This window comes from Arthrobacter sp. CG_A4 (genome assembly GCF_035985125.1).
Classification (GTDB): domain Bacteria; phylum Actinomycetota; class Actinomycetes; order Actinomycetales; family Micrococcaceae; genus Arthrobacter.
This window is the reverse complement of sequence record NZ_JAXCID010000012.1, coordinates 65,463-90,179: the sequence shown is the minus strand read 5'-3', so window position 1 is coordinate 90,179 and position 24,717 is coordinate 65,463. Positions and strand designations below refer to the sequence as shown.

The 24,717-nt window shown below is 65.2% G+C and carries 25 protein-coding genes, 3 pseudogenes and 2 riboswitches; of the genes and pseudogenes, 16 read left to right on the top strand and 12 right to left on the bottom strand.

Features of this window, described 5'->3' with window-relative positions; translation table 11 throughout:
• Window positions 1-13: 13 nt before the first annotated feature.
• Complete coding sequence (gene mmsB, locus RCH07_RS07455; RefSeq protein ID WP_326966827.1) at window positions 14-931, bottom strand: 3-hydroxyisobutyrate dehydrogenase; 918 nt, start codon at window positions 929-931, stop codon at window positions 14-16.
• A gap of 179 nt (window positions 932-1,110) precedes the next feature.
• Between mmsB and RCH07_RS07450 the strand changes: the two genes are divergently transcribed.
• A complete protein-coding gene (locus RCH07_RS07450; protein ID WP_326966826.1) occupies window positions 1,111-2,016 on the top strand; it encodes a LysR family transcriptional regulator in 906 nt (301 codons plus the stop codon).
• Between the two features lie 100 nt (window positions 2,017-2,116).
• Here RCH07_RS07450 and RCH07_RS07445 read toward each other — a convergent pair whose 3' ends face one another.
• From RCH07_RS07445 to RCH07_RS07430, 4 genes are all read right to left on the bottom strand, one after another.
• Window positions 2,117-3,499 (bottom strand): MFS transporter, encoded by a 1,383-nt coding sequence (locus tag RCH07_RS07445; protein ID WP_326966825.1) that lies wholly within the window; start codon window positions 3,497-3,499, stop codon window positions 2,117-2,119.
• A gap of 162 nt (window positions 3,500-3,661) precedes the next feature.
• Complete coding sequence (locus RCH07_RS07440; protein ID WP_326966824.1) at window positions 3,662-3,967, bottom strand: mycothiol transferase; 306 nt, start codon at window positions 3,965-3,967, stop codon at window positions 3,662-3,664.
• A gap of 85 nt (window positions 3,968-4,052) precedes the next feature.
• Complete coding sequence (metX, locus tag RCH07_RS07435; protein ID WP_326966823.1) at window positions 4,053-5,258, bottom strand: homoserine O-acetyltransferase MetX; 1,206 nt, start codon at window positions 5,256-5,258, stop codon at window positions 4,053-4,055.
• An 11-nt stretch (window positions 5,259-5,269) separates the two neighbouring features.
• Window positions 5,270-5,385: riboswitch (SAM riboswitch) on the bottom strand.
• Between the two features lie 144 nt (window positions 5,386-5,529).
• On the bottom strand, window positions 5,530-6,846 hold the full coding sequence (locus RCH07_RS07430; RefSeq protein WP_326966822.1) for a bifunctional o-acetylhomoserine/o-acetylserine sulfhydrylase: 1,317 nt from the start codon (window positions 6,844-6,846) through the stop codon (window positions 5,530-5,532).
• 64 nt (window positions 6,847-6,910) lie between these two features.
• Window positions 6,911-7,026: riboswitch (SAM riboswitch) on the bottom strand.
• A 194-nt stretch (window positions 7,027-7,220) separates the two neighbouring features.
• Between RCH07_RS07430 and RCH07_RS07425 the strand changes: the two genes are divergently transcribed.
• Window positions 7,221-7,859, top strand: a complete 639-nt coding sequence (locus tag RCH07_RS07425) for a VOC family protein (protein ID WP_326966821.1) — start codon at window positions 7,221-7,223, stop codon at window positions 7,857-7,859.
• Between the two features lie 181 nt (window positions 7,860-8,040).
• Here RCH07_RS07425 and RCH07_RS07420 read toward each other — a convergent pair whose 3' ends face one another.
• Window positions 8,041-8,823 carry a CPBP family intramembrane glutamic endopeptidase gene (locus RCH07_RS07420; RefSeq protein WP_326966820.1) on the bottom strand — a complete coding sequence of 261 codons (783 nt, stop codon included), beginning with the start codon at window positions 8,821-8,823 and terminating at the stop codon, window positions 8,041-8,043.
• Window positions 8,824-8,864: 41 nt separating this feature from the next.
• Between RCH07_RS07420 and RCH07_RS07415 the strand changes: the two genes are divergently transcribed.
• On the top strand, window positions 8,865-9,545 hold the full coding sequence (locus RCH07_RS07415; RefSeq protein WP_326966819.1) for a histidine phosphatase family protein: 681 nt from the start codon (window positions 8,865-8,867) through the stop codon (window positions 9,543-9,545).
• Between the two features lie 365 nt (window positions 9,546-9,910).
• The gene (gene srmL, locus RCH07_RS07410; protein WP_326966818.1) at window positions 9,911-11,029 is read left to right on the top strand and encodes a PheS-related mystery ligase SrmL; all 1,119 of its coding nucleotides are present in this window, start codon (window positions 9,911-9,913) and stop codon (window positions 11,027-11,029) included.
• A 28-nt stretch (window positions 11,030-11,057) separates the two neighbouring features.
• Here the strand turns inward: srmL and hutI are convergent, their stop codons facing one another.
• On the bottom strand, window positions 11,058-12,281 hold the full coding sequence (hutI, locus tag RCH07_RS07405; protein ID WP_326966817.1) for an imidazolonepropionase: 1,224 nt from the start codon (window positions 12,279-12,281) through the stop codon (window positions 11,058-11,060).
• An 11-nt stretch (window positions 12,282-12,292) separates the two neighbouring features.
• The gene (locus RCH07_RS07400; protein WP_326966816.1) at window positions 12,293-13,414 is read right to left on the bottom strand and encodes an NAD(P)/FAD-dependent oxidoreductase; all 1,122 of its coding nucleotides are present in this window, start codon (window positions 13,412-13,414) and stop codon (window positions 12,293-12,295) included.
• A 284-nt stretch (window positions 13,415-13,698) separates the two neighbouring features.
• Here RCH07_RS07400 and RCH07_RS07395 point away from each other — a divergent pair, with 284 nt between their 5' ends.
• The 8 genes and pseudogenes from RCH07_RS07395 to RCH07_RS07360 all read left to right on the top strand — a co-directional run bounded on the left by RCH07_RS07395 (window position 13,699) and on the right by RCH07_RS07360 (window position 20,330).
• Window positions 13,699-14,178 (top strand): hypothetical protein, encoded by a 480-nt coding sequence (locus tag RCH07_RS07395; protein ID WP_326966815.1) that lies wholly within the window; start codon window positions 13,699-13,701, stop codon window positions 14,176-14,178.
• A 618-nt stretch (window positions 14,179-14,796) separates the two neighbouring features.
• Window positions 14,797-15,468 (top strand): stage II sporulation protein M, encoded by a 672-nt coding sequence (locus tag RCH07_RS07390; protein ID WP_326966814.1) that lies wholly within the window; start codon window positions 14,797-14,799, stop codon window positions 15,466-15,468.
• Window positions 15,469-15,499: 31 nt separating this feature from the next.
• Window positions 15,500-16,222: a helix-turn-helix domain-containing protein gene (locus RCH07_RS07385; RefSeq protein ID WP_326966813.1), complete on the top strand. Its 723-nt coding sequence runs from the start codon at window positions 15,500-15,502 to the stop codon at window positions 16,220-16,222.
• Between the two features lie 72 nt (window positions 16,223-16,294).
• Window positions 16,295-16,726: pseudogene (locus RCH07_RS07380) on the top strand (NADP-dependent oxidoreductase); the annotation flags it as partial.
• A 161-nt stretch (window positions 16,727-16,887) separates the two neighbouring features.
• The gene (locus RCH07_RS07375; RefSeq protein ID WP_326966811.1) at window positions 16,888-18,657 is read left to right on the top strand and encodes an alpha/beta fold hydrolase; all 1,770 of its coding nucleotides are present in this window, start codon (window positions 16,888-16,890) and stop codon (window positions 18,655-18,657) included.
• Window positions 18,638-19,126 (top strand): nuclear transport factor 2 family protein, encoded by a 489-nt coding sequence (locus tag RCH07_RS07370; protein ID WP_326966810.1) that lies wholly within the window; start codon window positions 18,638-18,640, stop codon window positions 19,124-19,126. Before RCH07_RS07375 ends, RCH07_RS07370 begins: the two co-directional genes overlap by 20 nt.
• Before the next feature lie 27 nt (window positions 19,127-19,153).
• Window positions 19,154-19,354 carry a hypothetical protein gene (locus tag RCH07_RS07365; RefSeq protein WP_326966809.1) on the top strand — a complete coding sequence of 67 codons (201 nt, stop codon included), beginning with the start codon at window positions 19,154-19,156 and terminating at the stop codon, window positions 19,352-19,354.
• 385 nt (window positions 19,355-19,739) lie between these two features.
• Window positions 19,740-20,330: a zinc-binding dehydrogenase gene (locus RCH07_RS07360; protein WP_326966808.1), complete on the top strand. Its 591-nt coding sequence runs from the start codon at window positions 19,740-19,742 to the stop codon at window positions 20,328-20,330.
• Window positions 20,331-20,462: 132 nt separating this feature from the next.
• Here the strand turns inward: RCH07_RS07360 and RCH07_RS19280 are convergent, their stop codons facing one another.
• On the bottom strand, window positions 20,463-20,741 hold the full coding sequence (locus RCH07_RS19280) for an alpha/beta hydrolase (RefSeq protein ID WP_442784786.1): 279 nt from the start codon (window positions 20,739-20,741) through the stop codon (window positions 20,463-20,465).
• A gap of 262 nt (window positions 20,742-21,003) precedes the next feature.
• Here RCH07_RS19280 and RCH07_RS19275 point away from each other — a divergent pair.
• Window positions 21,004-21,159: pseudogene (locus RCH07_RS19275) on the top strand (type II CAAX prenyl endopeptidase Rce1 family protein); the annotation flags it as partial.
• A 52-nt stretch (window positions 21,160-21,211) separates the two neighbouring features.
• The gene (locus RCH07_RS07355; RefSeq protein ID WP_442784785.1) at window positions 21,212-21,466 is read left to right on the top strand and encodes a CPBP family glutamic-type intramembrane protease; all 255 of its coding nucleotides are present in this window, start codon (window positions 21,212-21,214) and stop codon (window positions 21,464-21,466) included.
• A 50-nt stretch (window positions 21,467-21,516) separates the two neighbouring features.
• Here the strand turns inward: RCH07_RS07355 and RCH07_RS07350 are convergent, their stop codons facing one another.
• Window positions 21,517-22,044 carry a small multidrug efflux protein gene (locus RCH07_RS07350; RefSeq protein ID WP_326966807.1) on the bottom strand — a complete coding sequence of 176 codons (528 nt, stop codon included), beginning with the start codon at window positions 22,042-22,044 and terminating at the stop codon, window positions 21,517-21,519.
• Between the two features lie 236 nt (window positions 22,045-22,280).
• On the opposite strand from RCH07_RS07350, the gene RCH07_RS07345 reads away from it, so the two are divergent.
• Window positions 22,281-23,030 (top strand): MerR family transcriptional regulator, encoded by a 750-nt coding sequence (locus RCH07_RS07345; RefSeq protein ID WP_326966806.1) that lies wholly within the window; start codon window positions 22,281-22,283, stop codon window positions 23,028-23,030.
• A gap of 61 nt (window positions 23,031-23,091) precedes the next feature.
• Here RCH07_RS07345 and RCH07_RS07340 read toward each other — a convergent pair whose 3' ends face one another.
• Both RCH07_RS07340 and RCH07_RS19270 read right to left on the bottom strand, forming a co-directional pair.
• A complete protein-coding gene (locus RCH07_RS07340) occupies window positions 23,092-23,640 on the bottom strand; it encodes a zinc-binding dehydrogenase (protein ID WP_326966805.1) in 549 nt (182 codons plus the stop codon).
• A gap of 63 nt (window positions 23,641-23,703) precedes the next feature.
• Window positions 23,704-24,051, bottom strand: a pseudogene (locus tag RCH07_RS19270) (alcohol dehydrogenase catalytic domain-containing protein); the annotation flags it as partial.
• A 98-nt stretch (window positions 24,052-24,149) separates the two neighbouring features.
• Between RCH07_RS19270 and RCH07_RS07335 the strand changes: the two are divergent.
• Window positions 24,150-24,704, top strand: coding sequence for a TetR/AcrR family transcriptional regulator (locus RCH07_RS07335; RefSeq protein ID WP_326966804.1), 555 nt, complete (start codon window positions 24,150-24,152; stop codon window positions 24,702-24,704).
• Window positions 24,705-24,717 lie beyond the last annotated feature (13 nt).

Here is a 24,717-nt window from a genome sequence, read left to right as displayed (position 1 = left end):
GAGAGGGCGGTGGCTACTTGGCAGTTTCTGTTTTGGCGGAGTCGAGGCTGCCGTCGACCAGCTTGACGATCGCGGAGCAGTCCATGCCGGACTGGCCGGCGTCGACGAGCTGCTGGAAGAGCTGCTGGACGTGCTCGCCGATCACCAGCGGGGTGCCGGTGTCACGGGCGGCGCTGATGGCGAGTCCGATGTCCTTGTTGGCCAGCTCTGTGGTGAAGGTCGGGGCGAAATCATTGTTGGAAGCGGCCGTGGGAACCACGCCGGCCACCGGATACCAGGTGCGCAGCGCCCAGCTGTCGCCGGAGGAGACGGAGGCGATGTCCCAGAAAACCTGCTTGTCCAGGCCGAGCCGGTCCGCCAAAACGGCGCCCTCGGCCGTTGCGGCCAGGTTGATGAAGAGCATGAGGTTGTTGCAGATCTTCGCGGCCTGGCCGGTGGTGGCCCCGCCGGTGGGGATGATGTTGGCAGCCATCGGCTTGATGTACTCGGTGGCCTCGGCCACGGCGCCGGCTTCGCCGCCAATCATGAAGGTCAGGGTGGCAGCCTTGGCGCCGCTCATCCCGCCGGAGACCGGCGCGTCGACGAAGCGGAAGCCGGCGGCAGCGGCGGCGTCGTGCAGGGCCTGGGCGGAGGCGATGTCGATCGTGGAGGAATCCACCAGCAGCGTGCGGGTGTCCGCGTGGGCCAGGACGCCGTCCCCGCCGAGGTACACGGCGCGGGCGTGCTCGCCCTTGGGCAGCATGGTGAAGACGACGTCTGCGCCGTCGACCGCTTCGGCGATACTGCCGGCCGGCTTCACGCCGCCGGCCACAGCGGCGGCAACGGCCTCGGCGTTGAGGTCGAAGCCGCGGACGTTGTGGCCGGCTTTGGCGAGGTTCACCGACATGGACCCGCCCATGTTCCCCAGTCCGATCCAAGCGATTACTGCCATGGCGTAAGCTCCTTTGCTTTGTGTCGTGCGTACTTCATGGGTCTTTGTCCGCGTCCGCACAATCCGGCCGTTTCGCCGGACGTTCCGTGTCCAGCATCACACCCTGTTACAGTGCAATCAAGGCGAAAAACTACAGATGCCATGTGCATCGATGCACATACTTCGAAAGGCGGACGGTTGTGGACCTAAGGCGGCTTCCGAGCCCGGATGACCTGCTCATCCTGCTGACCGTTGCCCGGCTGGGCCGGTTTAACGCGGTGGCGGAGACGCTCGGCACCACGCACACCACCATTTCCCGGCGGATCCTGGCCCTGGACAAGCAGCTGGGCGGCCGTACCCTCGAGCGGAGCCCGCACGGCTGGGAGCTGACGGAGCTCGGCAGCCAGGCGGTGACTGCGGCCGAGGCAATCGAAAGTACCCTCGGTGCGCTGTCAAACCGCATTGCCCACAGCGGGGATGCGCTCTCCGGCCTGGTCCGGATCAGCACCCCGGACGGCTTCGGCGCCGAGTTCCTCACCCCGGCACTGGTCCGGCTGCAGCAGGAGCACCCGCTGCTGAACGTGGAGATGCTGAGCGCCACCCGCAAGGTCAGCCGGAACCGCTCGGGCGTGGACCTCGAAGTGGTGGTGGGCAACATGGACGTCAGCAACGCGCAGACCATCTTCCTGTCCAACTACTTCCTCCGGCTCTACGCCAGTCCGCAGTACGCGCAGGAACGCGGACTGCCGGTGACGCTCGACGACGTCCGGCGGCACGGCTTTGTCTCTTACGTGGAATCGGCGCTGCAGGTCGCGGAACTCGGCCACCGCTCCACCCAGCTCCCCATGCCGCGGTCCAGCTTCCAGGCCACCAGCATCTTCGCCCAGCTCGAGGCCGTGCGGCGCGGCGCCGGGATCGGGCTGCTGCCCAACTTCCTGGTGGCCGGGAACTCCGGTTTCCTGCCCGTACTGCCGGACGTTTTCCAGCGCCAGCTGCCGATCTGGGCGGTGGCACGCTCGGAATCGTTGCGCTCGGCCCCGGTACTGGCTGTGCTGGCCACGATCCGGACCGAGATCGCCGAGCGCCAGGACGTCCTGCTGGGCTGAGCCCGGCGGCCAACAACAACGGCCCCTGCCCCGCAGTGCGGGGACACGGGCCGTTGTTCTGCCTGACGGAAGTTACTTCTGGCTGCTGCCTCTTGCCGTATTATTTCTTGCCGGCGGCAAGGAGGTCGGCGGTGCCGCGGGCGTCGGCGGCGTCGACGTCGTGAAGTGAGATGCCGCGGGTTTCCTTGAGGAAGAACACTGCCACCATCGTGACCATACAGGCGCCGAGCAGGTAGATGGCCACCGGGGTGGAGGACTTGAACTGGCTCAGCAGCGCCGTCGCTATGATCGGAGCCAGCGACCCGGCCACGATTGATGTGACCTGGTAGCCGAGCGAGACGCCGGAGTAGCGCATCCGGGTCGGGAACATCTCGGCCATGATGGCCGGCTGGCCGGCGTACATGAGGGCGTGGAACAGGAGGCCGATGGTGATGGCGGCGAGGATGATCAGGTCGTTCTTGGTGTCCATCATCGGGAAGGCGAAGAAGCCCCAGGTCCCGCCGAGGATGGCGCCGGCCATGTAGACGGGCTTGCGTCCGTAAGCGTCGGAGAGCTTGCCCACCAGCGGCACTGCACAGAAGTGGACGAAGTGCGCCACCAGCAGGAGCAGCAGGATGCGCGAGGTGTCCGTCTGGACCACGATCTTCAGGTAAGTAATGGAGAAGGTGACCACAAGGTAGTAGAGGATGTTCTCCGCGAAGCGCAGGCCCATGGCCGTGAAGACGCCGCGCGGGTAGCGGCGGAAGACCTCGGCGACGCCGTATCCCTTGTTCTCCACCACAACTTCTTTGCGTGCCTCGAGGAAGATCGGGGCGTCCTGGACCTTGGTGCGGATGTAGTAGCCGACTACCACGATCACGGCGGAGAGCCAGAACGCCACGCGCCAGCCCCAGCTGAGGAAGTCAGCCGGGGACAGCGTGGAGGAGAGGGTGAACAGCACGCCGGTGGCGAGCAGGTTGCCCATAGGAACAGCTGACTGCGGCCAGCTGGACCAGAATCCGCGGGATTTGCTGGGGCTGTGCTCGGCAACGAGGAGGACGGCGCCGCCCCATTCGCCGCCGACGGCGAAGCCCTGGACAAACCGCAGGAAGACCAGCAGTGCCGGCGCCCAGTAGCCGATCTGCTGGAAGGTGGGCAGGCAGCCCATCGCGAAGGTGGCGACACCGACGAGGATGATGCTCAGCTGGAGCAGCTGCTTGCGGCCGAACTTGTCGCCGAAGTGCCCGAAGACGATGCCGCCGATGGGGCGGGCAACGAAACCGACCGCATAGGTCACGAAGGCTGCAATGATGCCGTCGAGCTCAGTGCCGGAGTTCGGGAAGAACAGCTTGCCGAAGACCAGGGTGGCGGCGGAGGCGTAGAGGAAGAACTCATACCATTCCACCACCGTGCCGGCCATGGAGGCCGTCACAACCTTCTTCAGGCCGGACGTCTTGACATCGGGCTCTTCCGGGCGCCTCGCGGCGGCATTTTGCGTAGTCATGTCGACTCCTTCGGTGTCTCCGTCGACACCCTATGGACCACTGGACAGAGAATACCTGTGACGTGTGACACGGGCATCATTCTCAACGATTATGGGCGCTCATGCCCGCGGCCTCAACGGCCATTAGTGCAGGGCCCGTCTGCAAAAATGCACACGGGCTCCTCATTCTCCGGTACTTCCGTCCACGGATTCGCGCAGAAGATCGGCATGGCCGTTGTGCCGCGCGTACTCCTCGATCATGTGGCAGACGATCCAGCGCAGGCTGGGCGCCCCGCCGTCGGGCCAGGTGCGCAGGGCCAGCGAGTCCAGCCCGCCGCCGGCCAGGGTCTCTGCCACCAGGGAGCGTGAGCGTACGACGGCGCCCTGCCAGAGTGCGCGGAGGGCCGGACCTGAACCTTTTTGTGCCGGTAACGGGGGGACATGCCCATTCTTCGCACCCGGGACTGGGCATAAGGGCACTATGTCCATACGCTGGCCCCGGCGCGGGGCATGTCCCTGAGCCCGGCCACCGCGCCCGGACTGCCGGTCCGGCAGTACAAGAGCCGAAGAGCGGCTAGCCGAAGAAGTTCAGCCGGAGCTGGCCGCTGAGCTGGCCGATCTCGGTGAGGAAGCCATCATGGCCGATCGGCGCCTCGATGGTGTGCACCGCCACCTCGCCCGGCAATGCGTCGGCGAGGGCCCGGGACTGGGAAGGGAAGTACAGCCGGTCCGAGTCGACAGCCGCGATCAGGAAGTCCGCCGTGGCCGGAGCCAGCGCCTCCTCGAGTGCCCCGCGTCCGCGGCTGACGTCGTGGCTCATCAGCGCCTCGGTGATGGCGATGTAGCTGTTTGCGTCGAAGCGGCGGACCAGTTTGTTGCCCTGGTGGTCAAGGTAACTCTCCACCTGATAGCGTCCGCGGCCGGCCAGGGAACCGGCTTCCAGCGGGGTCTCGGAGTCCTGGGCGTTCCGGCCGAAGCGGCCGTCCAGTTCCGCGGCGGAGCGGTAAGTGATGTGCGCGATCCGGCGCGCCAGGGCCAGGCCGGCTTGCGGTTGCGGACCGCCGTAGTAGTCCCCGCCCCTGAAGTTGGGGTCCTGCCGGATGGCGAGGGTCTGGGCCTGGGCGAAGGCGATCTGCTCGGCGGTGCTGCTGGCGCCGATGGAGATCACGGCACAGCGCGACACCCGCTCCGGGTAGCTGACGGCCCACTCGAGGGCGCGCGCGCCGCCGAGGGAGCCGCCCAGGACGGCGTGCCAGCAGCGGATGCCGAGGGCATCGGCCAGCCTGGCCTCGGCCGCGGTGGTGTCCCGCAGCGTGACCAGCGGGAAGCGTGAGCCCCAGGGTTTGCCGTCCGGCGCCGGCGAGGACGGTCCGGTGGAGCCGTAGCAGCCGCCGAGGATGTTGACGGAGACAGCAAAGTACGTGTCCGTGTCCACCGGGGCGCCGGGGCCGGCGAGCTGCTCCCACCAGCCCGGTTCCTCGGTGGCGCCGCGGGTGACGTGGGTGTCCCCGGTCAGTGCATGTTCGATCAGCACCGCGTTGGAGCCGTCCGGGGTGAGGGTCCCCCACGTCTCGTAGGCGAGGGTGATGTCCGGCAGCGTCGAGCCGGATTCGAGCTGGAGGTCCCCGATCCGGAGGTATTGCACGGTCCCGTCCGGGACTCGTTCGGAACGGGCTGCTTCCGGGCGTCCGGTTTCCAGCCTCTCCGTTTCCGGCGGGGCAGCTGGGTTGTGGGGGGTCTTGTTCCCGGGTACGCCCTTGCGGGAGACGGCAATGCTCATGTGAGGACCTAACGTCGCGCTTGCCCGCCGTCAGCTGACCGGCGGGCCAGGTCTTCACCCGGGGCACCCCGCCGCGGAAGGAGGGTTGCCGGCCAGCAAGCCGGGGCTGTCACTGGCACTCATGACCTTCATTCAGTTTACGAAAGGAGGCACCGTTGTGGCGAAGATTGTGACGACCGTATGACTCCCGGCGTCGCGCGCCCCAAATTTCCAGCGCCCCTAAGCTCAAGCGCCCGAATTTCCAGCGGCGGCACGCCGGGAGCGGCGGTGCTCAGGCGCTCTTGGCCGCGCGGAATCCGGCGTCGAGGTCCTCGAGGATGTCATCGATGTGTTCCAGGCCCACGGACAGCCGCACCAGACCCGGCGTCACGCCGGCAATCGCCTGCTGTTCCGGCGTCAGCTGGCTGTGGGTGGTCGACGCCGGGTGGATCACCAGCGAGCGCACGTCACCGATGTTCGCCACATGGGAGTGGAGTTCGAGGGCATCGACGAAGCGCTTGCCGGCCTCCGCTCCCCCGGCGATGTTGAACGCCACGACGGCGCCGGTACCCTTTGGACCGTACTTGCGGCCGCGCTCGTACCAGGGGCTGGACGGCAGCCCAGCGTAGGCGACGGATTCGACGTCGTCCCGTGCCTCAAGCCATCCGGCCACCGTGGTGGCGTTGGCGACGTGCCGCTCGACGCGCAGGCTCAGGGTCTCGATGCCCTGGGCGATGAGGAAGGCGTTGAACGGCGACACCGCCGAGCCGAGGTCGCGCAGGAGCTGGACGCGGGCCTTGAGGATGTAGGAAAGGTTCGCGCCGAGGGCGCCGTCCTTGCCCAGGTCCCGGGCGTACACGAGGCCGTTGTAGCTGGGATCGGGGGTGTTGAAGCCGGGGAACCGCTCAGGGTCCTTGCCGAAGTCGAAGTTGCCGGAGTCCACGATCACGCCGGCGATCGCGGTGCCGTGGCCGCCGAGGTACTTGGTGGCGGAGTGGACCACAATGTCTGCGCCCCACTCGATCGGGCGGATCAGGTAGGGGGTTGACAGGGTGTTGTCCACGATCAGCGGCACACCGGCGTCGTGGGCGGCCGTCGAAATGCCCTCGATGTCCAGAACGTCCTGGCGGGGGTTGGAGACCACTTCGCCGAAGAACAGCTTGGTGTTGGGCCGGACGGCATCGCGCCACTGCTGCAGGTTGTCCGGGTCCTTGACAAAGGTCACGGAGATGCCGAACTTCTTCAGCGTGTGCGCCAGCAGGTTGTAGGTGCCGCCGTAGAGGCTGGGGCTGGCCACAACATGGTCGCCTGCCTCGGCCACGTTGAGGATCGCCAGGGTCTCGGCGGCCTGGCCGGAGCTCAGCAGCAGCGCCGCGAGGCCGCCTTCCAGGCTCGCCACCCTCTGCTCCACGGCGTCCTGGGTGGGGTTGCCGATCCGGGTGTAGATGGGGGCGAGCTCGGCGAGGGCGAAGCGGTTCGCGGCGCTTTCGGCGCTGGGAAACACGAACGACGTCGTCTGGTAGATGGGCAGCGCCCGCGCGCCGGTGGCGCTGTCCGGCTCCTGGCCGGCGTGGATCTGGCGGGTTTCGAAGGACCAGGCTTTGGACATTGGGATGCTCCTCAAAGGACCGGGCACTGTCCGCCCCGGGGCTCATCGGCCCGGAGCGGCACAGGCGCCGCGCTTGCCCTCCGGCGGGCGCCGGACGGCCTGGTCTTCACCCGGGGCACCCCACCGCGAAACGAGGGTTGCCGGCCAGCAAGCCGGGGCTATCTGCTGGCACTCATGACCTGGGCCCAGTCTAGGAAACGTTCACCGGGCGTGGCTAGCTTTGTGACAAAGATGAAGCTGTGCGCTGGATGGGGTGCCTTCCGGGAGAGTGATGACGGCGAAAGTCCACGTCGACAGTCTGCATCACGCGACATGCCATTTCGGTTAGGGGACCCTAAGCTGAGTGCTGCATCACAAAGTGCCAAGATGAGGGCATGCGCATGGATCACGTCTCTTACGCCTGTGAACAAGATGGCTTGGCTGCCACCACCGAACGAATTGCGTCTGCCCTCGGCGTCGAAGCCGTGAAGGGCGGAGTACACCCCCGATTCGGGACCCGCAACATGATTATCCCGCTCGCGGGACACAAGTACCTCGAGGTTGTCGAGGTCCTGAACCACCCTGCATCCGACAAGGCACCCTTCGGCCAGGCCGTGCGTGCGCGCTCCGAGGCGGGTGGCGGGTGGATGGGCTGGTGTGTCGAGGTCAAGGACCTGGCACCGTTCGAGGAACGCCTCGGCCGCGCCGCCGTCAACGGCAACCGCAAGTTCCCCGACGGCCGCGAACTCGTCTGGAAGCAGATCGGCATCCTCGGTCTCATCGCCGATCCCCAGGTCCCGTACATGCTCAAGTGGGAGGGAGATCCGGAGCTCCACCCGTCGAAGGCCTACGAGAGCAACGTCAAGATGTCGGCCCTCACCATCGCGGGCTCTGCCGAGCGCGTGACCGAGTGGCTCGGTGTTCCGGTGGAAAAGCCGCTGGAGGACGTGGCCGTGAACTGGCTCGCCCCCCGCGGCACACCCGGCATCCTCTCCGTCACGTTCGAGACGGCCTCCGGAGCCGTCACGATCTGACACTTCCCCCAACTTCGGCCGCTATCGGCGGGTGCCAATGACGCCCCCCATCGATGGCGGCCGATATCTTTTTAAGGGCCTCGGCTGGAGCGCAGGCTCTCGAGGGCAACGCGGGGTCACTTAGCGCCCGTCCCAAGCCTCCGGATGGGCGCGAAGTGACCCCGCGTTGCTTTATGCCCACTCAGCCCAGGCCCACGGCCTTGCCGAAGAGGCTGAAGCCCACGAACGCCACGATGTCCAACAGGGCGTGCGCAATCACCAGCGGCATCACGCGGCGGGTCCGGGTGTAGATCCAGGCGAAGATGACGCCCATGATCGCGTTGCCAATGAACGGCCCGAAGCCCTGGTACAGGTGATAGCTGCCGCGCAGCATGGAGCTGGCGAAAATGGCCACGGGGATGCTCCAGCCCAACCTGGGGAGCCGGTCCAGCAGGTAGCCCACCACAATGACTTCCTCCACGATCCCGTGCCGGACCGCGGAGAGAATCAGCACGGGCACCGTCCACCAGTAGGAGTCCAGCGCGCTGGGGATGATCGCCGTCGTGATCCCCAGCGCCCGGCCCGCGGCGTAGAGGCCCAGCGAGGGGATGCCGATCAGCGCCGCCAGGCCCAGCCCCTGCAGCAGGTCCTTGCCGGGACGGGCGAAATTGAAGCCCAGCTTGCCGCAGGCCGAGGCGCCGGGCCCGCCGGCTCCGGACCCGAACGCAGGGCGATGCTCGGAGAGGAAATAGATCACCAGCACCACCGGAACCAGGGCGAAGACGATATCCAGCAGCTGGTAGGTGAGGTCGAAGTACTCGCGGGGGCTTTGCGAACGGTTCAGCGTGGAGGTGCCCTGGGCCAGCGGCGCCCGGGTCATCTTGTCCAGCAGCTGCACCACCGAGTACACGGCGGACTGCCCCAGCGACAGACCCAGGACAATCCAGACTTCGATCCGCAGCCGACGGCGGGAGGGAACCAACATGTTCCTATCTTGCCTGTACTTGCGGCCTATGCTTGGGGTTTATGAGTGCGCCCGGGAAAATCATCATGATCCGGCATGGCCAGTCCGCCGCCAACGCCGACACCACGATCTACAACCGGGTACCCGACTACCGGATTCCGCTGACCGGGCTGGGCCTCGAGCAGGCCCGCGCCGCCGGTGAGCAGGTCCGGCGGCTGCTGGACGGGCGTCCGGTCTGCGTCTACGTTTCCCCCTATCTCCGGGCCTATCAGACCCTCGAGGCGCTCAACCTCGGTCCGCTGATCGAGCGGGTCATCGAGGAGCCGCGGCTTCGGGAGCAGGACTGGGCGAACTTTCAGATCGCCGGCGACATCGAGGACCAGAAGGAGCTCCGCAACGCCTACGGACATTTCTTCTATCGCTTCCGGGAGGGAGAATCCGGCTCCGATGTGTACGACAGGATCTCCTCGTTCATGGAAACCCTGTACCGGCACTGGTCCAAGCCGAGCTATGCCCCGAACGCGCTGTTCGTAACGCACGGGTTGACCATGCGGTTGTTCTGCATGCGCTGGTTCCACTGGTCCGTTGAGTACTTCGAGTCCCTCAACAACCCGGAGAACGCAGCGGTCCGGACCCTGCACCGCACCGGGTTGGGCAAGTATGAGCTGGACAAGCCGTTCAGCCAGTGGGAAGCCCGGCTCGTCGATGAAACGGTACTGGACGCCCCGCCGATGTTTTTCTAAGCCGCTGGCTGCTCCCTGGAGCGCACGTGCTGCGTCGGCGCGGACCGCCGCGCGCCAGACTTCGTGGGTCTGCGGAATGCCCGGCCGGTAGACCAGGTGGGTGGCGGACGGCCCGTTGAGCAGGTGCAGGTCCGCGCGAGGTTCCACACCACCACGTTCCTCGGCGGCATGGGGGTGCTGATGCTGGCACAAAGCCCGGCTGGCAGCGCATTGGGGTAGAATCGCCCCATGCTCCCTACGCGTCGATTTATGTGCCCCCGACCGGTCTCCGGTCGCGAGGGCTCTCAGGCGCGCGCCTAGGTCCTGGCGCCGGATGTGAGTCGGGGGAGGAAACCTTCACTCACATCCGAACATAAGGACCAACAATGCCCACGTATCTCAGTCCCTCCGAACTCCATGACGCTTTGACCATCCGTGACCTCTCAAATCCGGACGATCAACCCCATGCAATGCAGGCCCTCTTACAGGGCGTTATCGACACCCTCTGCAACCAATGGGGCGTGCCGGCACGAATCGTTCGGCACAGCCCCCTGGTCAGTGTGATCGACAACTACGACCGCCTGGGGTTCAACGAATCCGACGTTACGCGGGATCAAAGATACTCCCGCTACGTCAGCCCAACAGTCATGCTGCGAAGCCACACGTCGGCGTCCATCCCGTCGCTGCTGCGGGCACTGGATGCCGACGACTCCATGGACGAGCTCTGGGCCATCCCCGGCCTGGTCTACCGGCGCGATTCCATCGACCGCACCCATGTGGGAACTCCCCACCAGGTGGACCTGTGGCGCGTCAGCTCGCGGGATCAACTTGACTCCGGCAACCTGCAGGAAATGATCGCATCCCTGGTGCAGGCGGTGCTTCCGGGGGCGCAATGGCGGGCAGTTCCGGCACTTCACCCCTACACCAGAGACGGTTTGCAGGTCGATGTCCTTATGGACGGGGAATGGCTGGAACTCGCAGAATGCGGGCTCATGGCGCCGCACCTGTTCTCCGACGCTGGACTGGATTCCGCAAAGTGGTCGGGACTGGCTCTGGGGATGGGTCTGGACCGGGCCCTGATGCTCCGCAAAGGCATCCCCGACATCAGGTTGCTTCGGTCTACGGACCAGAGAATCGAACAGCAGCTGTTGGACCTGTCCCGATGGAAACCGGTCTCCCAGCTGCCCTCCATCCGCCGGGACATCTCCATCGTGGTTCCCGCCGATATGGATGCCGAAGTGCTCGGAGACCGGGTGCGGACTGCATTGGGCCGAAGAGCCGAAGACCTGGAATGCGTCGAGCTCCTGGCCCTGACGTCCTATGGCGGGCTTCCTCCGGCAGCGCAGGAACGACTCCGCATCTGCGCCGGACAGGCCAACGCGCTGATCCGTCTGGTGCTGCGCCCTCTCGCCCGGACCATGACAGATCCACAGGCCAATCGGATCCGAGACGATGTGTACCTGGCCTTGCACGAAGGGCCGGTCAAGGAGCTCATCGCAGGATAGATCTTGGTCCCCCTACGCGCGCGCTGCGTCAGCGGGCGCGGACGCCGGCGCGCCAGACGGCATGGGTCAGCGGAATGCCCGGCCGGTAGGCCAGGTGGGTGGCGGACGGCGCGTTGAGCAGGTGCAGGTCCGCGCGGTGTCCGACGGCGATCGAGCCGACCGCGCGTTCGCCGTCGACGTCGTTCCCTGACTCGCGTCCGAGCGCCAGCGCACCGCCGTAGGTCGCCGCCCGGACGGCCTCGTGGACGCTGAGCCGCATCTGCAGCACCGCTGTGGTGACGCAGAACGCCATGGAGCTCGTGTAGGAGGTGCCCGGGTTGCAGTTGGTGGCCAGCGCGAGCTGCACCCCGGCGTCGAGCAGTTCCCGGCCCGGGGCCAGCGGCTGGCGGGTGGAGAGATCGCAGGCCGGCAGGCATGTTGCCACCGTGCCGCGCCGGGCGCCTCGCGGGCCATCCCCGGAGCCGGGCTCCCAGCCGGACCAGCTCGCCGCGAGGGCGTCGACGTCGGCGGCGGAGAGGTAGTTCAGGTGGTCCACGCTGGCGGCGCCGAATTCCACGGCGAGCTGCACGCCGGGGCCTTCGCCGAGCTGGTTGCCGTGCACGCGGAGCCCCAGCCCGGCGTCTTTGCAGGCCTGGAGCACACGCCGCGACTGGTCCTCGGTGAAGGCGCCCCGTTCGCAGAAGACGTCGGCCCAGCGGACAAACGGCCGGACGGCGGAGAGCATGGGCCCGCAGACGAGCTCCGTGTACTCGTCGGAATCCATCCCGGCGGGCACCAGGTGGGCGCCGAGGTAGGTGACCTCGTCCGCGACGGTGGAGGCGATCCGGGCGCTGCGCGCCTCGTTCTCCACGTCCAGGCCGTAGCCGGTCTTTGTCTCAAGATAGGTGGTGCCCTGGGACACGGCCTCGGCCACCCGTCCCATCGCCAGCCGGGTGAGGTCGAAGTCGCTGGTGCTCCGGGTGGCGCCGGTGGTCACGGCGATCCCGCCGGCGCTGTAGCTCTCCCCCGCCATCCGGGCCTCGAACTCGGCGGTCCGGTCCCCGGCGAAGATCAGGTGGGTGTGGGAATCGACCCAGCCCGGCAGGACGGCACGTCCGCCGGCGTCGACTGCCTCGTCCGCCGCTGGCGCCCCGGCCGCGGCGCCGATCCAGCCGATCCGCTCCCCCTCGATCACCACGGCCGCGTTTTTGAGGACGCGGTGTTCGGTGTCCTGGGTCATCAGCTCGGCAATGTTGGTAATCAGGGTGCTCATGGGTTCATTCTTCAGCGCCGGATGGACCAGCGGGTTGCCGCCAGCGCCTCGGCCGTCCGGGATGCCGGAATAGCGGCGGCGGGTGCGCCGGTTCCGGCCGGGCCCTGCCCGGCGAGGATCAGTCCCGCGGCCAGTTCGGCGATGGCGGAGGAGGTCTGGAAACCGTAGCCGCCCTGGCCGGCGAGCCAGAAGAAGCCTGGGGCTTCGGCGTCGAACCCCACCACGGGAACGCCGTCGGCCGCCTCCGTCCGTAGCCCCGTCCAGGCCGTGCGGACGCCGCGGATGCCCAGCGTGGTGAGGGCGTTGAGCCGGGCGACCAGCGCCTCGACGTCGCCCGGGTACGGCTGCGCGTCTTCCGGGCCGCTCGGCACGGACTCCGACGGCGAGATCAGGACCTGCCCGCCGTCGCGCCGGAAATAGAAGCTGTCGTCGGCGGCCGCAACCATGGGGCTGCGCTCCGGGAGGGGATGCCCGACGTCGACAATCGCCGCGGTGCGCCGGTACGGCTGCAGCTGGACCTTCTCGACGCCGCTGAGGACGGCGAGTTCGTCCGCCCAGGCGCCGGCCGCATTGACGACGACGCCGGCTCCGAAGCCTTCCTGCCCGGCGCCGAGCTGCCAGCCGGAGCCCAGGCGCTGGGCCGAGTGGACCCGGGCGCCGGTGATGATGTCCACGCCACCGGCCTCGGCCCGCCGGCGGTGGTCCTCGAGCAGCACGGGCGCGTTGCAGGCGAAGGAGCCGGTGTCCAGCCCGGCGGCGCTGAAGGAGTCCGGAACCAGGGCCGGGCAGAGCTTGAGGGCCTCGGCGTGGGTGATCCGGCGCATGTGGCCGCTGGCCTTCCCACGGACGGTTTCGTCATCGCCGATCAGCATGAAGCTGCGGGGCGAAAGCACCGGTTCCGGCCGGATGGCGTCCTGGCCGGCGATGAGTTCGAGGGTGCGGAGCGTGAGTTCCTGGACGACGGCGGGGCCGTAGCTGGGGATCAGCTGCCGGGCCGAGCGCGCGGAGGTGTGGTACGCCAAGGTCTGCTCGGCTTCCACCAGTGCGACGCTGCATTGTCCGGCAAGGGCTGAGGCCAGGGAGAGGCCGGCGATACCGCCGCCGACAATCACCACATCGTAATTAGCTGACATGGTTCCATCCTTGCAGACGACGCCGTCAGGCTGTCCCCGTCAGGCCGCGCCCTTGGCAGCGCCGTTGGCAGCGCCGGGACCTGCGCCCGGGCGAACGGCACTGGTCAAGCCGGTTCTGGTGGTCCAACGCCGAAAGGACGTGGGTGACCGGCATTTCCTAGGCCCTGCGGTGTCAACGGGTTAGGGTGGCCGCAATAGTAAACGAGTGGAGTGCGGACCAAACTTGTTCGTGGTGGTCCGACTGATCTTCGATTCCCAGATGCTATGACTGCCGAGGAGGAGTCATGACCGAAAGCCCGAGGGCCCGCTGGCAGGAATTGCTGCGGCGCACCCCTCTATGGCTGATCGCGCTCGTGGTCGCAGTTGGGTGGGCTGCCATCCAGCTGGGCATGCGACTCCTCCAGGGCAAGGAGGTCGTGGCAGAGGATATCGCCTTGACCAGCGCTTTCGGTGTGGTCGTCGGAATCTTCGTTCTGTGGTTCGGCCGCCGCGTTCAAGCGAAGGAGCGCAAGCTCCCGCCCGGGTCGCCGACTGCAGCAAACATCAACAAGGCCATTTCAACTGGGCAACTGCCGGAGCAGGCATCCGCTGAACAATGGGAAGCCGAGCTGATCTGGATTCTCATCCGCGATCGGCACACGGTATGGGTTGCACCGCTGGTGTTTGGCCTCTTCACGGCGCTGGCGCTCTTCCTGATTTTCGACAACCCCGAGCATCCCTGGTTCGGGGTGGTCTGCGCAGTACTTTTCGTAGGCGGGGGTTGAGCCGCATTGGAACGGTCAGTCACGTTTGGGTGTCTCGCGGGCTTGGGCTGGCGGGTTCGGGGGTCGAGGAGGACTTATGTCGTAATTGGCGCTAAGGGGTCAGTCGCGCAAACGTTCCCGGACCTGTCCAAGACGGAAAGCACGAGCGACCCAGAATCGCTCGTCACAAAGGAACGCCAAGGGCCCGCCTAGAATCGTGCTTACCGTCATCTGAGCTCCGTTTTCGCAAGCGCCCCTAATCACACAATCTCGTTCCGTTACTACTCAGACCCCGAAGTCAACAAGCACGACCACAACTTACGGCCAATCGCCAATCACTGATCACCACGTCTCCACTGGACGCACCAGAACTCACTCATCGGACCCGGCCGAGGGCGTTAGCGTGACTTTTCGTTCCGATGTTCCTCGTGCCCCGTTTCTAGATGGCGCACATCTCAAGGGCTTTACGAGGTATCGCCGTAGGACATTGCTTCGATCCAAAATTGGATTGCAGCGCGCGTCTTCTCGATATCGTCGTGGCGACCGTCGTGGGAAAAGACGCCCCCTTGCTTGCCAAGTGCCGGGCCACAAATATTCGCCCTTGACTCTGTCCCTGGAACATAGTTTTGAATGGTACCCATGACTACACATCTAGAGACACGAACGGCCAAATCACGCGCCTACTTCTTTGTCAGGCCTTTTCAAATCATTCGCGAAAACCGCCGGCCTTTTCTCCTCTTGAACGTCTTGCTCTTCGGGCTGGTCGTCGCGGGTTTCATTGTCGGGATGCTTCTCCCTGACCTGGGCACCGCGCAGGTGAGCGGGATGGAAGACGACGGCACGCTTGAGAAAGTCATGTCGCTCCTCAGCAATGTCTGGATCTTCGCGCTGGGTATTCTCATCAACAATGCAGTGCAGGTCGGCGCCGTGATCGTTTTCCCCTCCCTTGTTGTGCCGTTTGCCGGCATTGCGTACTTCGGTTATAAAGCAGCCGAGATCGGCGTGACCCTTTCCGCGAACGGGTCGGAAAACTGGGTAGTGATGCTTCCCCATCTCGTGACGGTGCTTATCGAGATTGAGGCCTACGTCCTCCTCACACTCGGTGCGTACGTGTTTGGTCGCTCCTGGATCTTTCCGCGGACCGTAGGTGCTCCGAACCGACGCCGGGGCTACCTGCGCGGACTTCAGCAGTTCGCCTGGCTGATCCTGCCTGCTTTTGTTCTGCTGGTCATCGGCGCGCTCTACGAGGCGATCACATTGATCTACGTCATCTTGCCTCAGCTCGCCGAACTGGCCGCGCTCGCACGATAGTGCGATAGTGCAAAGGCAGAAGGGGGGCAAAATGGCGTGGAGTACTCAGCAACTGGCCGGCCTGGCGAACACCACGGTCAACGCCGTGCGGCACTATCACAGGGTCGAGTTGCTCGATCTGCCGGATCGCGCGGCCAACGGATACAAGCAATACGGTGTTCCGCACCTCATCCGGCTCCTGCAGATCAAGCGGCTCGGCGACCTAGGGTTCTCTCTGGCGCAGGTGGCGGGCATGGACCGGCCGGGCGGGGATCCGGCGGACGAGATCCGTGCTCTCGACGCCGAGTTGGCTGCCACGATGGAGCGCCTGGCTGCGGTGCGAGCGGAGCTGGCGACGATTCTGGAGCATGGTGCGGCTGCAGACATACCTCCCGGCTTCGCTGCAGTATCGGGGGAGATTTCGGAGTCGCAAAGGTCGATGCTTTCGGTCTACTCGACGGTTTTTGACGAGTCAGCCCTCGAAGCCCTCAGTCACGCTGTGGCCGAGCGCAGTGACGTCGACGACGAGTTCGAGCGCATTCCCGCAGACGCGAATGATGCAACTATCGACGCACTCGCCGCCAGAATGGTGCCGGTTGTGCTTGCACAGCGCGAGAAGCACCCCCAGCTATCTGATGCGCTGACGCACTCCACGCATGGCGAGCAGTCCGCAGAATCCACGGTCGCGCAAGCCTTGGCCGAGGTTTACAACCCGGCGCAGCTGCGCACGTTGAAGCGTATGGGCGAGCTACTTCCGCAAGAATATCCCGCGTAGGTGCGCAACTCCTGATCGACAGTGGTCGTGTGCGCTGAGGGACCGCTTGTTGCTGAGTCCGATGAGCCCGTTGTGCTGGCGATTGCCGCTGGAGCCACAGTAATCGGTGCGGCGAGCCCCGCGAACCATCAGCACCTCGCCGATCTCGGAGCTGCTGCGACGACCTATGGGCCCGGTCTGGCCGAACGCGTCGCTGCGTTGGCGCCGGAGGGAGAATTCGCGGCCTTGCATGCTGCACCATCGCGGGCCCTGGTCGATCTTGTGGACATTGTCGGCGACAAGTCCAGCGTCGTGTCAGTCGTGGGCACGGGGGAAGCTGCGCGGCTAGGAGTCGTTATTGTGAACGCTGAGAACGACTTTGCACTCCTTGAACAGACTGCCGAGCTCGGCAGGCGTGGACTCTATTTTCCTCGTGTGGGCCACGTATTGCCGCTCGCATCCATGAGTCAGGCGCACGAGCTCGCCTCGGGTGGCGCAGGCAAAGTCGTGGTGATTTTGAGCTGACAGCGATTGCCAAATCGGCCGGATGCTCGGGCCCTCCAAGCGGTGCGATACCGCCCGCATGGTCGAGGCCGGTCGACCCGCACTTGACCTTGTGCTTGCAACACGGTGTGAACTCAAGCGAAGAGCCGCTCTGACGGCCCCAAGCAAAAAGGAGAGTCATTGTGCCCTCGACCACAGATGGATCGGCCAGGCCTGACGAAGCGATTGTGACCGGCGCGCCGCTCTTGATGCGCCGGAAGAGATTTCTGATCCCGGGTGTGGCCATGCTGGCAGTTGCGGCCATTGCGGGATCCGCTGTTCTCTGGAACGCAACGAAACCCGACGGCTCCGGTATGCCTGACGTTGCTGAGCTCGCCGGATCTCTAGCGGATCAGGAGCTGGTGTGGGAGTCGTGCGACTTCGGCCCAGCGGAACTGTTACCTGGCGATGACGCAGCGAACGTGAAGTGCGCGACCATCGAGGTGCCGAAGGACTGGCTCGACCCAGACCCGGCAGACACCTGGGACGTGCGCATTTCCTTTGCGCAGAACCTCGACGTGTCCGACCCCGAAGCGGAGACGCTCTTCGTGCACGCCGGCGGCCCGTTTCCCTCGCTGTCGTTCAGCTCGACGACACAGTATCGCGTGCCTGAGCTTCGTTCATCGACGAACTTCCTGAGCTTCGACCAGCGTGGCCTCGGCTTGTCGAGCACACTGGCTTGCGACTACGAATACGACCCCAGCGGCGGGCCGGCAGCCCAACCGCGGGCCATCGGTGAAACGTGTTCGGACGACCCCGATTTTGCCACGATGACGACGGAACAAGTCGCGTACGACATGGACTTCATGCGGCATCTGCTTGGTCTTGACAAGGTCTCCTACCTCGGTTACTCCTACGGGACGTGGCTTGGATCGTGGTTCGGGAAACTCTTCCCTGACAACATCGAACGTATGGTGCTTGACTCGGCAATCGATGGGACGAGTGCCACGTACGAGAAGAGCTGGAAGGGCCAGTACGTGGCCATCGACCGGCAGCTCAGGCTGCTGATGATGAATTGGCTCGCCCGGAATGACGCCACGTTCGGCCTGGGGGATGAGCCTGAGGCTATCTGGGACCGCTACTTCGCGGCGACCGGCTCACCCGAGATGGAGGACGCCGCGTACCTCGTCTGGGCTTCGACCGGCGCGGCCACTTTGCAGGCCAAGCCCGTCTCCTCTGAATTCGTCGGGAGCGTGATCCAGCAACTGATCGTGGAGGGCGAGTCAGACGGTACGGGTGATCACATCGAGCGGGCTACCCGCGTCATCAACAGCCTTGGCCTTCCGGATGAAGCGAGGGAAGCCGCGTTCACGCAGTTCCCCATCTACGCGCCCGCTCCGGCGCAGTCTGACGGACTTGTCCAGGCAAGTTACTCGAGCGCCGATGACTTCCTCCGCTGCGCCGATGGCGAGTGGACACAGGGTCAGGCGCATTGGGATGGGTACAACGCTCAGATGACGGAGCTAGCGCCGTTCACGGCGCAACTCCAACGCCTCGATGCCCCGCCGGAGTGTGCCTTCTGGCCGACAGACGTTGAGATGCCCGAAGCTACCGGAGCCTTTCCTGAGACGATCGTCCTGCAAAGTGAGCTAGACCCGCTCGCGCCGTGGGAGGGAGGGCAAGCTCTCGGGAACACTCTCCCGAATACAAGCTTGATTGCTATCGACAATGAAGGCGTGCACGGAGTCTTCCCCTACGGCACCGCGGACGTCGATCGACCCGTTCGCGACTTCCTTCTTGGCGACGCCGATCGGCCCGCCTCGATGGTCATCGACGCGAAGCCCATGCCGCTGGAAGAGAAAACGTTCGAGCATTGGGCTCCGCTAGGGCGCAAGGGGGACCGGGAAGACCCCAACTTCACCGACCCGATAACTCCTGCCCGAACCGGAGTCCTTGCGCCCAACGGCGACTGAGACCGCGCTGCTCGAAAAGCGCGAATGGCGCGAATGGCGCGAATGGCGCGAATGGCAACGAAATCACCCCCAACGAAAGCTGGCGAAAATGACAGACCTAAATGCGCTCACCAAGCTCGAGGCAGCGATCAACTCCCATGACGCCAACAGCATCGCAGCGTGCTTCTCCGCCGACTATGTTTCCGAAACCCCTCATCACCCGTCTAGGAATTTCGAGGGTCGCGCAACCGTGCTGCGTAACTGGACCGCGATACTCAGCCGATTCCCAAATCTGACGGCGCGAGTTCTTCGTCGCGCGATCAATGGCGACGAAGTCTGGTCGGAGTGGGAGATGGACGGCACCGCGGCCGACGGCACTTCGGCAGGAATCGTAGGCCCCGTAATCTGGCGCACCGATTCGAACGGCCTGGTGTCCTGGGCGCGGTTCTATCTCGAGCCTGCAACCGATGAGCCGATCAGGCCGTCCTGAAATACCACCCAGTAGAATCGAGACGACATGCTCAGAGTGACTGGAACGATTCTTCTCGCCGTCGGCTTCCTGATGCTCGCCGGTGCGTGGGCCATCACCGATCCTTTCGCCAACGATGCGAATATCGGGGCCGGCGGGCTCATCCTGCTTGGCCGGCCTGCAGGCGCGGTTGGCTTGGTGGTCCTGCTCGTCGATGGAATCCTCAGGCGGCGCAGGCATGACGCTTGACCAAGTTCCGAGCAACACGACTATTGAATCGGACCAACAGGAAGAAACACACACAATGCGTGCATGGGTAGCCGACCAGACAAGCCACGCGGGACTTTCCTTTCGCGAACTGCCCGATCCGCTCCAACGTGAAGATGAAGCTCTCCTTCAGGTGCGGGCATTCGCTCCGAACCCGGGAGATCTCGCAGCGCTCGCCACGGCGGAACCCGGATCAGTCCCAGGCTGGGACGGCGCCGGGACCGTGTTTCGTCGCGCGCCGAACGGGAGCGGGCCCGAGGAAGGTCAGTCCGTGATCTTCCTCGGCAGCCATGGCGGCTGGGCTCAGAGGCGGAGTGTTCCGACAGCGACGATCGCCGTGACACCGAACGGCGCAGACCCGGCGCTGATGAGCGCGATCCCGGTCCCGGTCACCAGCGCTCTCCGGGCGCTTCGACGGCTCGGTTCTTTGCTCGGGCGGCGTCTGCTCGTGGTGGGTGCCAACAGTGCCGTGGGAACGGCCGCCGTTCAGCTGGCCGCCAGATCCGGGGCGCACGTCGTCGCGATCGCGCGCGACCAGGTGGCCCACGAACGAATCAGGCAGCTCGGAGCGGCAGAGGTGCACGCGACGATGGACACAGTATCGTCGCCGGTCTTCGCGGCGTTGGACGTCGTGGGCGGACCGCATCTCGTCGCCGCGTATTCCTTGCTCGCGCGGGGAGGTACGGTCATTGCGCTCGGCCATGCCGCCGGTCACGACGAGCACTTCCCGTTCGGCGCGTTTGTCGCTGGCCCGACGAACTTCGACAGATCGATCTCGACCTTCTTCCTCGGTAGTCAAAATGGGCTCGGTTCCGAAATGGACTACTTGGCAGCCGAAGTCCACTCCGGCCACCACACGATCGGAGACCTCGACCAGAGGCCATGGACCGACCTCGGACCTTGGGTCGCCGGCGGCGGTGTGCGGTCGACGAACAGGGTCGTCTTCCTCGTCGACTGATCCGCGACACGGATTCAGCGGACGCACCGCAGCCTTCTTCGCCGAAACGGGACCCTTGGGTCGAACGAGTCCTCTCCGACAACGACTTCGCGTTCCGGCATTTCTCGCGCGGCCGTTCGAGACCGGTCCGGGTCACATTCGACACGATCCACCAGCAGGCGGAGTCTTGACTTCGACACGGTAAGCGACAACGACGGAGTCGATACGCTCGAGTCCCGTGATTAGTGATCCGTGCTGCGCCCCCTCAACGGTCTGCAAGCTTCCACCCAGCGTTTCGGCGAGGCTGATGCCGCCCTGATGCGGAGTGAGCGGGTCACCTGTCACGGACACTGTCAACGTTGGAGGCAACCCCTGGATATCGGTCGCGTGGAGGAAACCCTGTCCACATGAACAAACCTCTCGGCTCGTCATCTCCGCGCCTACGTCCCAGGGTCTGGCTCGGGATATCCGCATTCCTTGCGTACCTTGCGGTCTTCTACACGATCTGGATACTCAACGGAATCGACTATTCGCGGGTAGGCGAAAGCGAAGACACCCTCCCGGCCTGGTACGTAGCGCCACTATCCGGCGGTCTTGTCGTCGTCCTGATCGTCGTGTCCGTGTTCGGATGGTGGCGTCCGTCGCTTCTCGATAAGCGGCGAATTCCGAATCAGCCATCCTGCTCCCAGCGCTGATGGCCGTCGTCGCCATCCTCAACATGGTCTTCGGTGACCATTCCACGGTGACTCCGACGATGTGGCTCTACCTGGTGATCGGCAGCGTACTCGTGGGGTTCAACGAAGAGGTGATTGCGCGCGGTCAGCTCCTCGTCGCTCTGCGCTCGAAATTTGGTGAGACGGGTGTCTGGTTCATCTCCACCCTCCTGTTTTCCTTGCTGCACCTTGCCGAATGCGTTCTTCGGTATCGGCGCGCTAGCGATCCCTCAGGTAGTCATCCAGTTCGGCCTGGGATCTGTGTATTACCTGGCACGTCGCTTCAGCGGTTCACTGGTGCCGGCGATGATCTTGCACAGACTATGGGACTTCTCAACCTTCTCTTCCAACGTGCCCTACGCCGGGCTGGCCGCGCCGTTCATCGGAGCAGCCGCAGTGATCGTGGTCGTGGTCATTCTTTGCCGGGACAAGCGCAGGGCGTGAGCCGGGTGGGGTCTCTCCCAGCTGAGCGGAGCACCGTTCCGGCCTGATGCTCACCAGCCCAGGAGTCCGAGGACGCCGGACGCTGCGACCGCGATGACGCTCGTCCACAGCACGATTGCGACGATCTGCCACAGCATGACCCACCCCTTGGAGACGCCTGTGCTGACGAAAAAAGCCGCGGTCAGCATTGTAGGGAGAGCGAGTGGGGCGAGGATGCTCGCGCCGGGAACTCCGAACCGGACCGTCCAGCGACGGAGCCGCGCACGGCCCTTCGAGCGTCCGGTCGGCTTCGCGTCGTGCGCTTCAGGCGCGGCTGCGGGCAGCTCATGCCCGCCGGCAGCAACGAATACGGGCTTCGCGGCACGCCGCGCTACGACGCGTTCACGGATGCGGGACCCCAAGAAGACGACACCGAAGACGCACAGGATGTTGCCGGTCGCGCCCGCGACCGCGGCGACCACGGGGTTGATACCGGCGATGATGCCGAAGGCGGCTGCGCCCTCGCCCTCGATATAGGGGATCGCGCCGGCGAGAGCGACGATCAAGGGGTGGAGGATGTCAGGAACGTGCTCAATCAAGCTCCGAAGCCATTCGTAGGGGGTGTCCATGTTGAACCTTTCTGAGGGATCCCGATCCGGCACGGCCGTTCGGCCGCCGCGTGAGATAGCTTTAGCAAAGACCGTGTTCTCGCCACACGGTCAAGCGAACTCGATGACACGGGCAGTTCTTGACCCTGTGGCGGGAACATAGTTTTCAATGGTGATGACGAGCGCAGCTGACGCTGCCGGCCGCTGGTGATCGAATGGAGTCTGTGATGACGTGGAGCACGCGCGAGGTGGCAGAACTCGCCGGCACAACGGTGAACACGGTCCGTCATTACCACCAGTCCGGGATGCTCGAACAGCCCGAGCGGACATCCAACGGGTACAAGCAGTACGGAGCCCGCCATCTGGTGAGGCTGCTCCAGATCCGTCGACTTCGCGACCTCGATGTGCCCCTCGCGCAAATCGAGTCGATGGGTTTCGGCGAAGAATCACCGGCAGTGGCCCTGACGGCCGTCGACGCTAACCTGACCGCTGGCATAGAACGGCTCAAGCGTGCCCGCGCCGAGATCCGGGCGATCCTGGACGGGACCACGGCCACCGATGTGCCGTCGGGCTTCGAGCACCTCGCAAGCCGGCTGTCCAAGCCGGAGCGTTCCCTCATGCTCGTTTTCTCGCAGCTGTACGACGAGTCGGCGATGGCCGACCTGAAGAAGATGGTCGAGGCAGAGACACAAGATGCAGGCGTTGAATTCGATGCGCTGCCCCCGGACGCTGATGATTCCACCCGGCAACGACTCGCCGAGGAGCTCGCCCCTCAACTCGCTCAACACCTCAGCGACTACCGGTGGCTCGCCGACCCGGCGGCGCACCTGCCGAAGGGTTCGCGGGTCTCGCAGAAGGCTCTCCTCGAGACCGCAGTGGAGTTGTACAACGAGTCGCAGCTGGATGTCCTCGCGCGCGCGAGCGTGATTGCGACCGCGCTGGCCGCTGACAGCAGTAAATCGGTCTTGGACGGTTAGATAGGTCCCGACGGCACTTCACGTGATGACCCCGCCACGCTACCTTGGCGAGCCGGTGACATCATTCAGCGATTCTGATGGCAATTTTGCCGCGCACGCCGCCGGCGGCGAACGCGCGGTGCGCCTCTGCGATGTCATTGAGCGGGTAGGTGTTGTGGACCAAGCCACGGATGTGGTGCTTGTCCACGAACTGCGTCAGTGTCGCGAGTGCACCGGCGGGTGGCTCCCCGGCGAACGTGCGGATGCGTGCCGAACCGTAGACTCTGGACCTTCCGATTGCAGCGATGCCGGCGAGCGAATCGAACGCGACGGTTACCATTCGCCCGTCTGCTGCCAGCGTCCGCCGCCAGGCGAGCAGATCAGTTCCGACGGTGTCCACGATCACGTCCGCCTTCCCGACTGAGGCCGGCGTAGCGGTGGTGTAGTCAAAAAACTCGGTAGCGCCGAGCGAGCTGACGAGGTCACCGCTCGATGGCGAGGCAAGTACGGCCACGCGAGCGCCGAGAGCAGCCGCGATCTGGACTACCGCGTTTCCGACGCCGCCCGTGCCTCCGCGCACCAAGACCCGCTCGCCCGGCTGGAGGCGTGCGACGTCCCTCAATGCTCTCAACGCGGTGTATCCACCTGTAACCAGACTTGCGGCGTCTACGTTATCGAGCGATTCGGGAGCGGGAGCGAGATGGCGTGCCTCGATAACGCAGTAGTCAGCTGCCAGGCCCGCGGGGTTTCGCATCCCTGAGGCGCCGGCTCGGATGCCCCAGACGCGTTGGCCCGGTGCGAAACCCGTGGCCGCGCCCCTGACACTTTCGACACTACCGACCAGATCGATTCCTAGCCCCTGTGGCATGCGGCGTCCAGCGAGCAGCCGGAGCCGACCCTGACGGTGCGTGATGTCGACTGAGTTAACACTCGACGCGGCTACTCGCACGAGCACTTCGCCCGCTCGCGGCGCCGGGATAGGCACGTCGGCAACCTGTATAGTTTCCCAGTCGCCGAATCGGGTAATTTGTGCTGCGCGCATCAGGGCTCCAAAGTGAGAAAGATAAATGAAAGAGTTCTTCCACTTAGTCGACGCTACCACCAAGTGGTTGAGGTCTTCCAGATGTGTAGGCTGGGGTCATGACTTTGCGAGCTGACGCGCGGGACAACCGCGACCGTATCGTCGACGCAGCTGAGCAGTTGTACGCGATCAGTGGTGTCACGACGCCAATGTCGGAGATCGCTAGACGCGCGGGCGTTGGAGCCGCCACTCTTTCTCGCCGGTTTCCGTCGAGAGAATCGCTGATGGATGCAGTCTTCGCCCGGCAGCTGGGATGGTGGATGAGCGCGGTGGACGCGGCCGCCGACGCTGAGGACGCTTGGTCTGCTCTCTTGACCCTTCTAGAGGAGACTTGCGTGCAACAAGCACACGACGGCGTCTGCGCGGATCTTGTCGTGAGGTCATTTTTGCAGGGAGCTTCCTTCGACGTCGAGAAAGCTGCTGTCAGTGCGCAGGTGGAACGCATTATCGGTCGGGCACAGCGCGACGGAAAGGCATCAACGGACGTGAGCTGGGATGACGTCGTGCTGCTGATCGAGGCCAACGCCGGAGCTGCCGGCCTCACGACGGCCGACCCCGAGGCGCGAGCCCGTCGACTCGTCCATCACTTCGCGCGCTCCTTCGCCGCCCACTGATCTCGTCCGCACG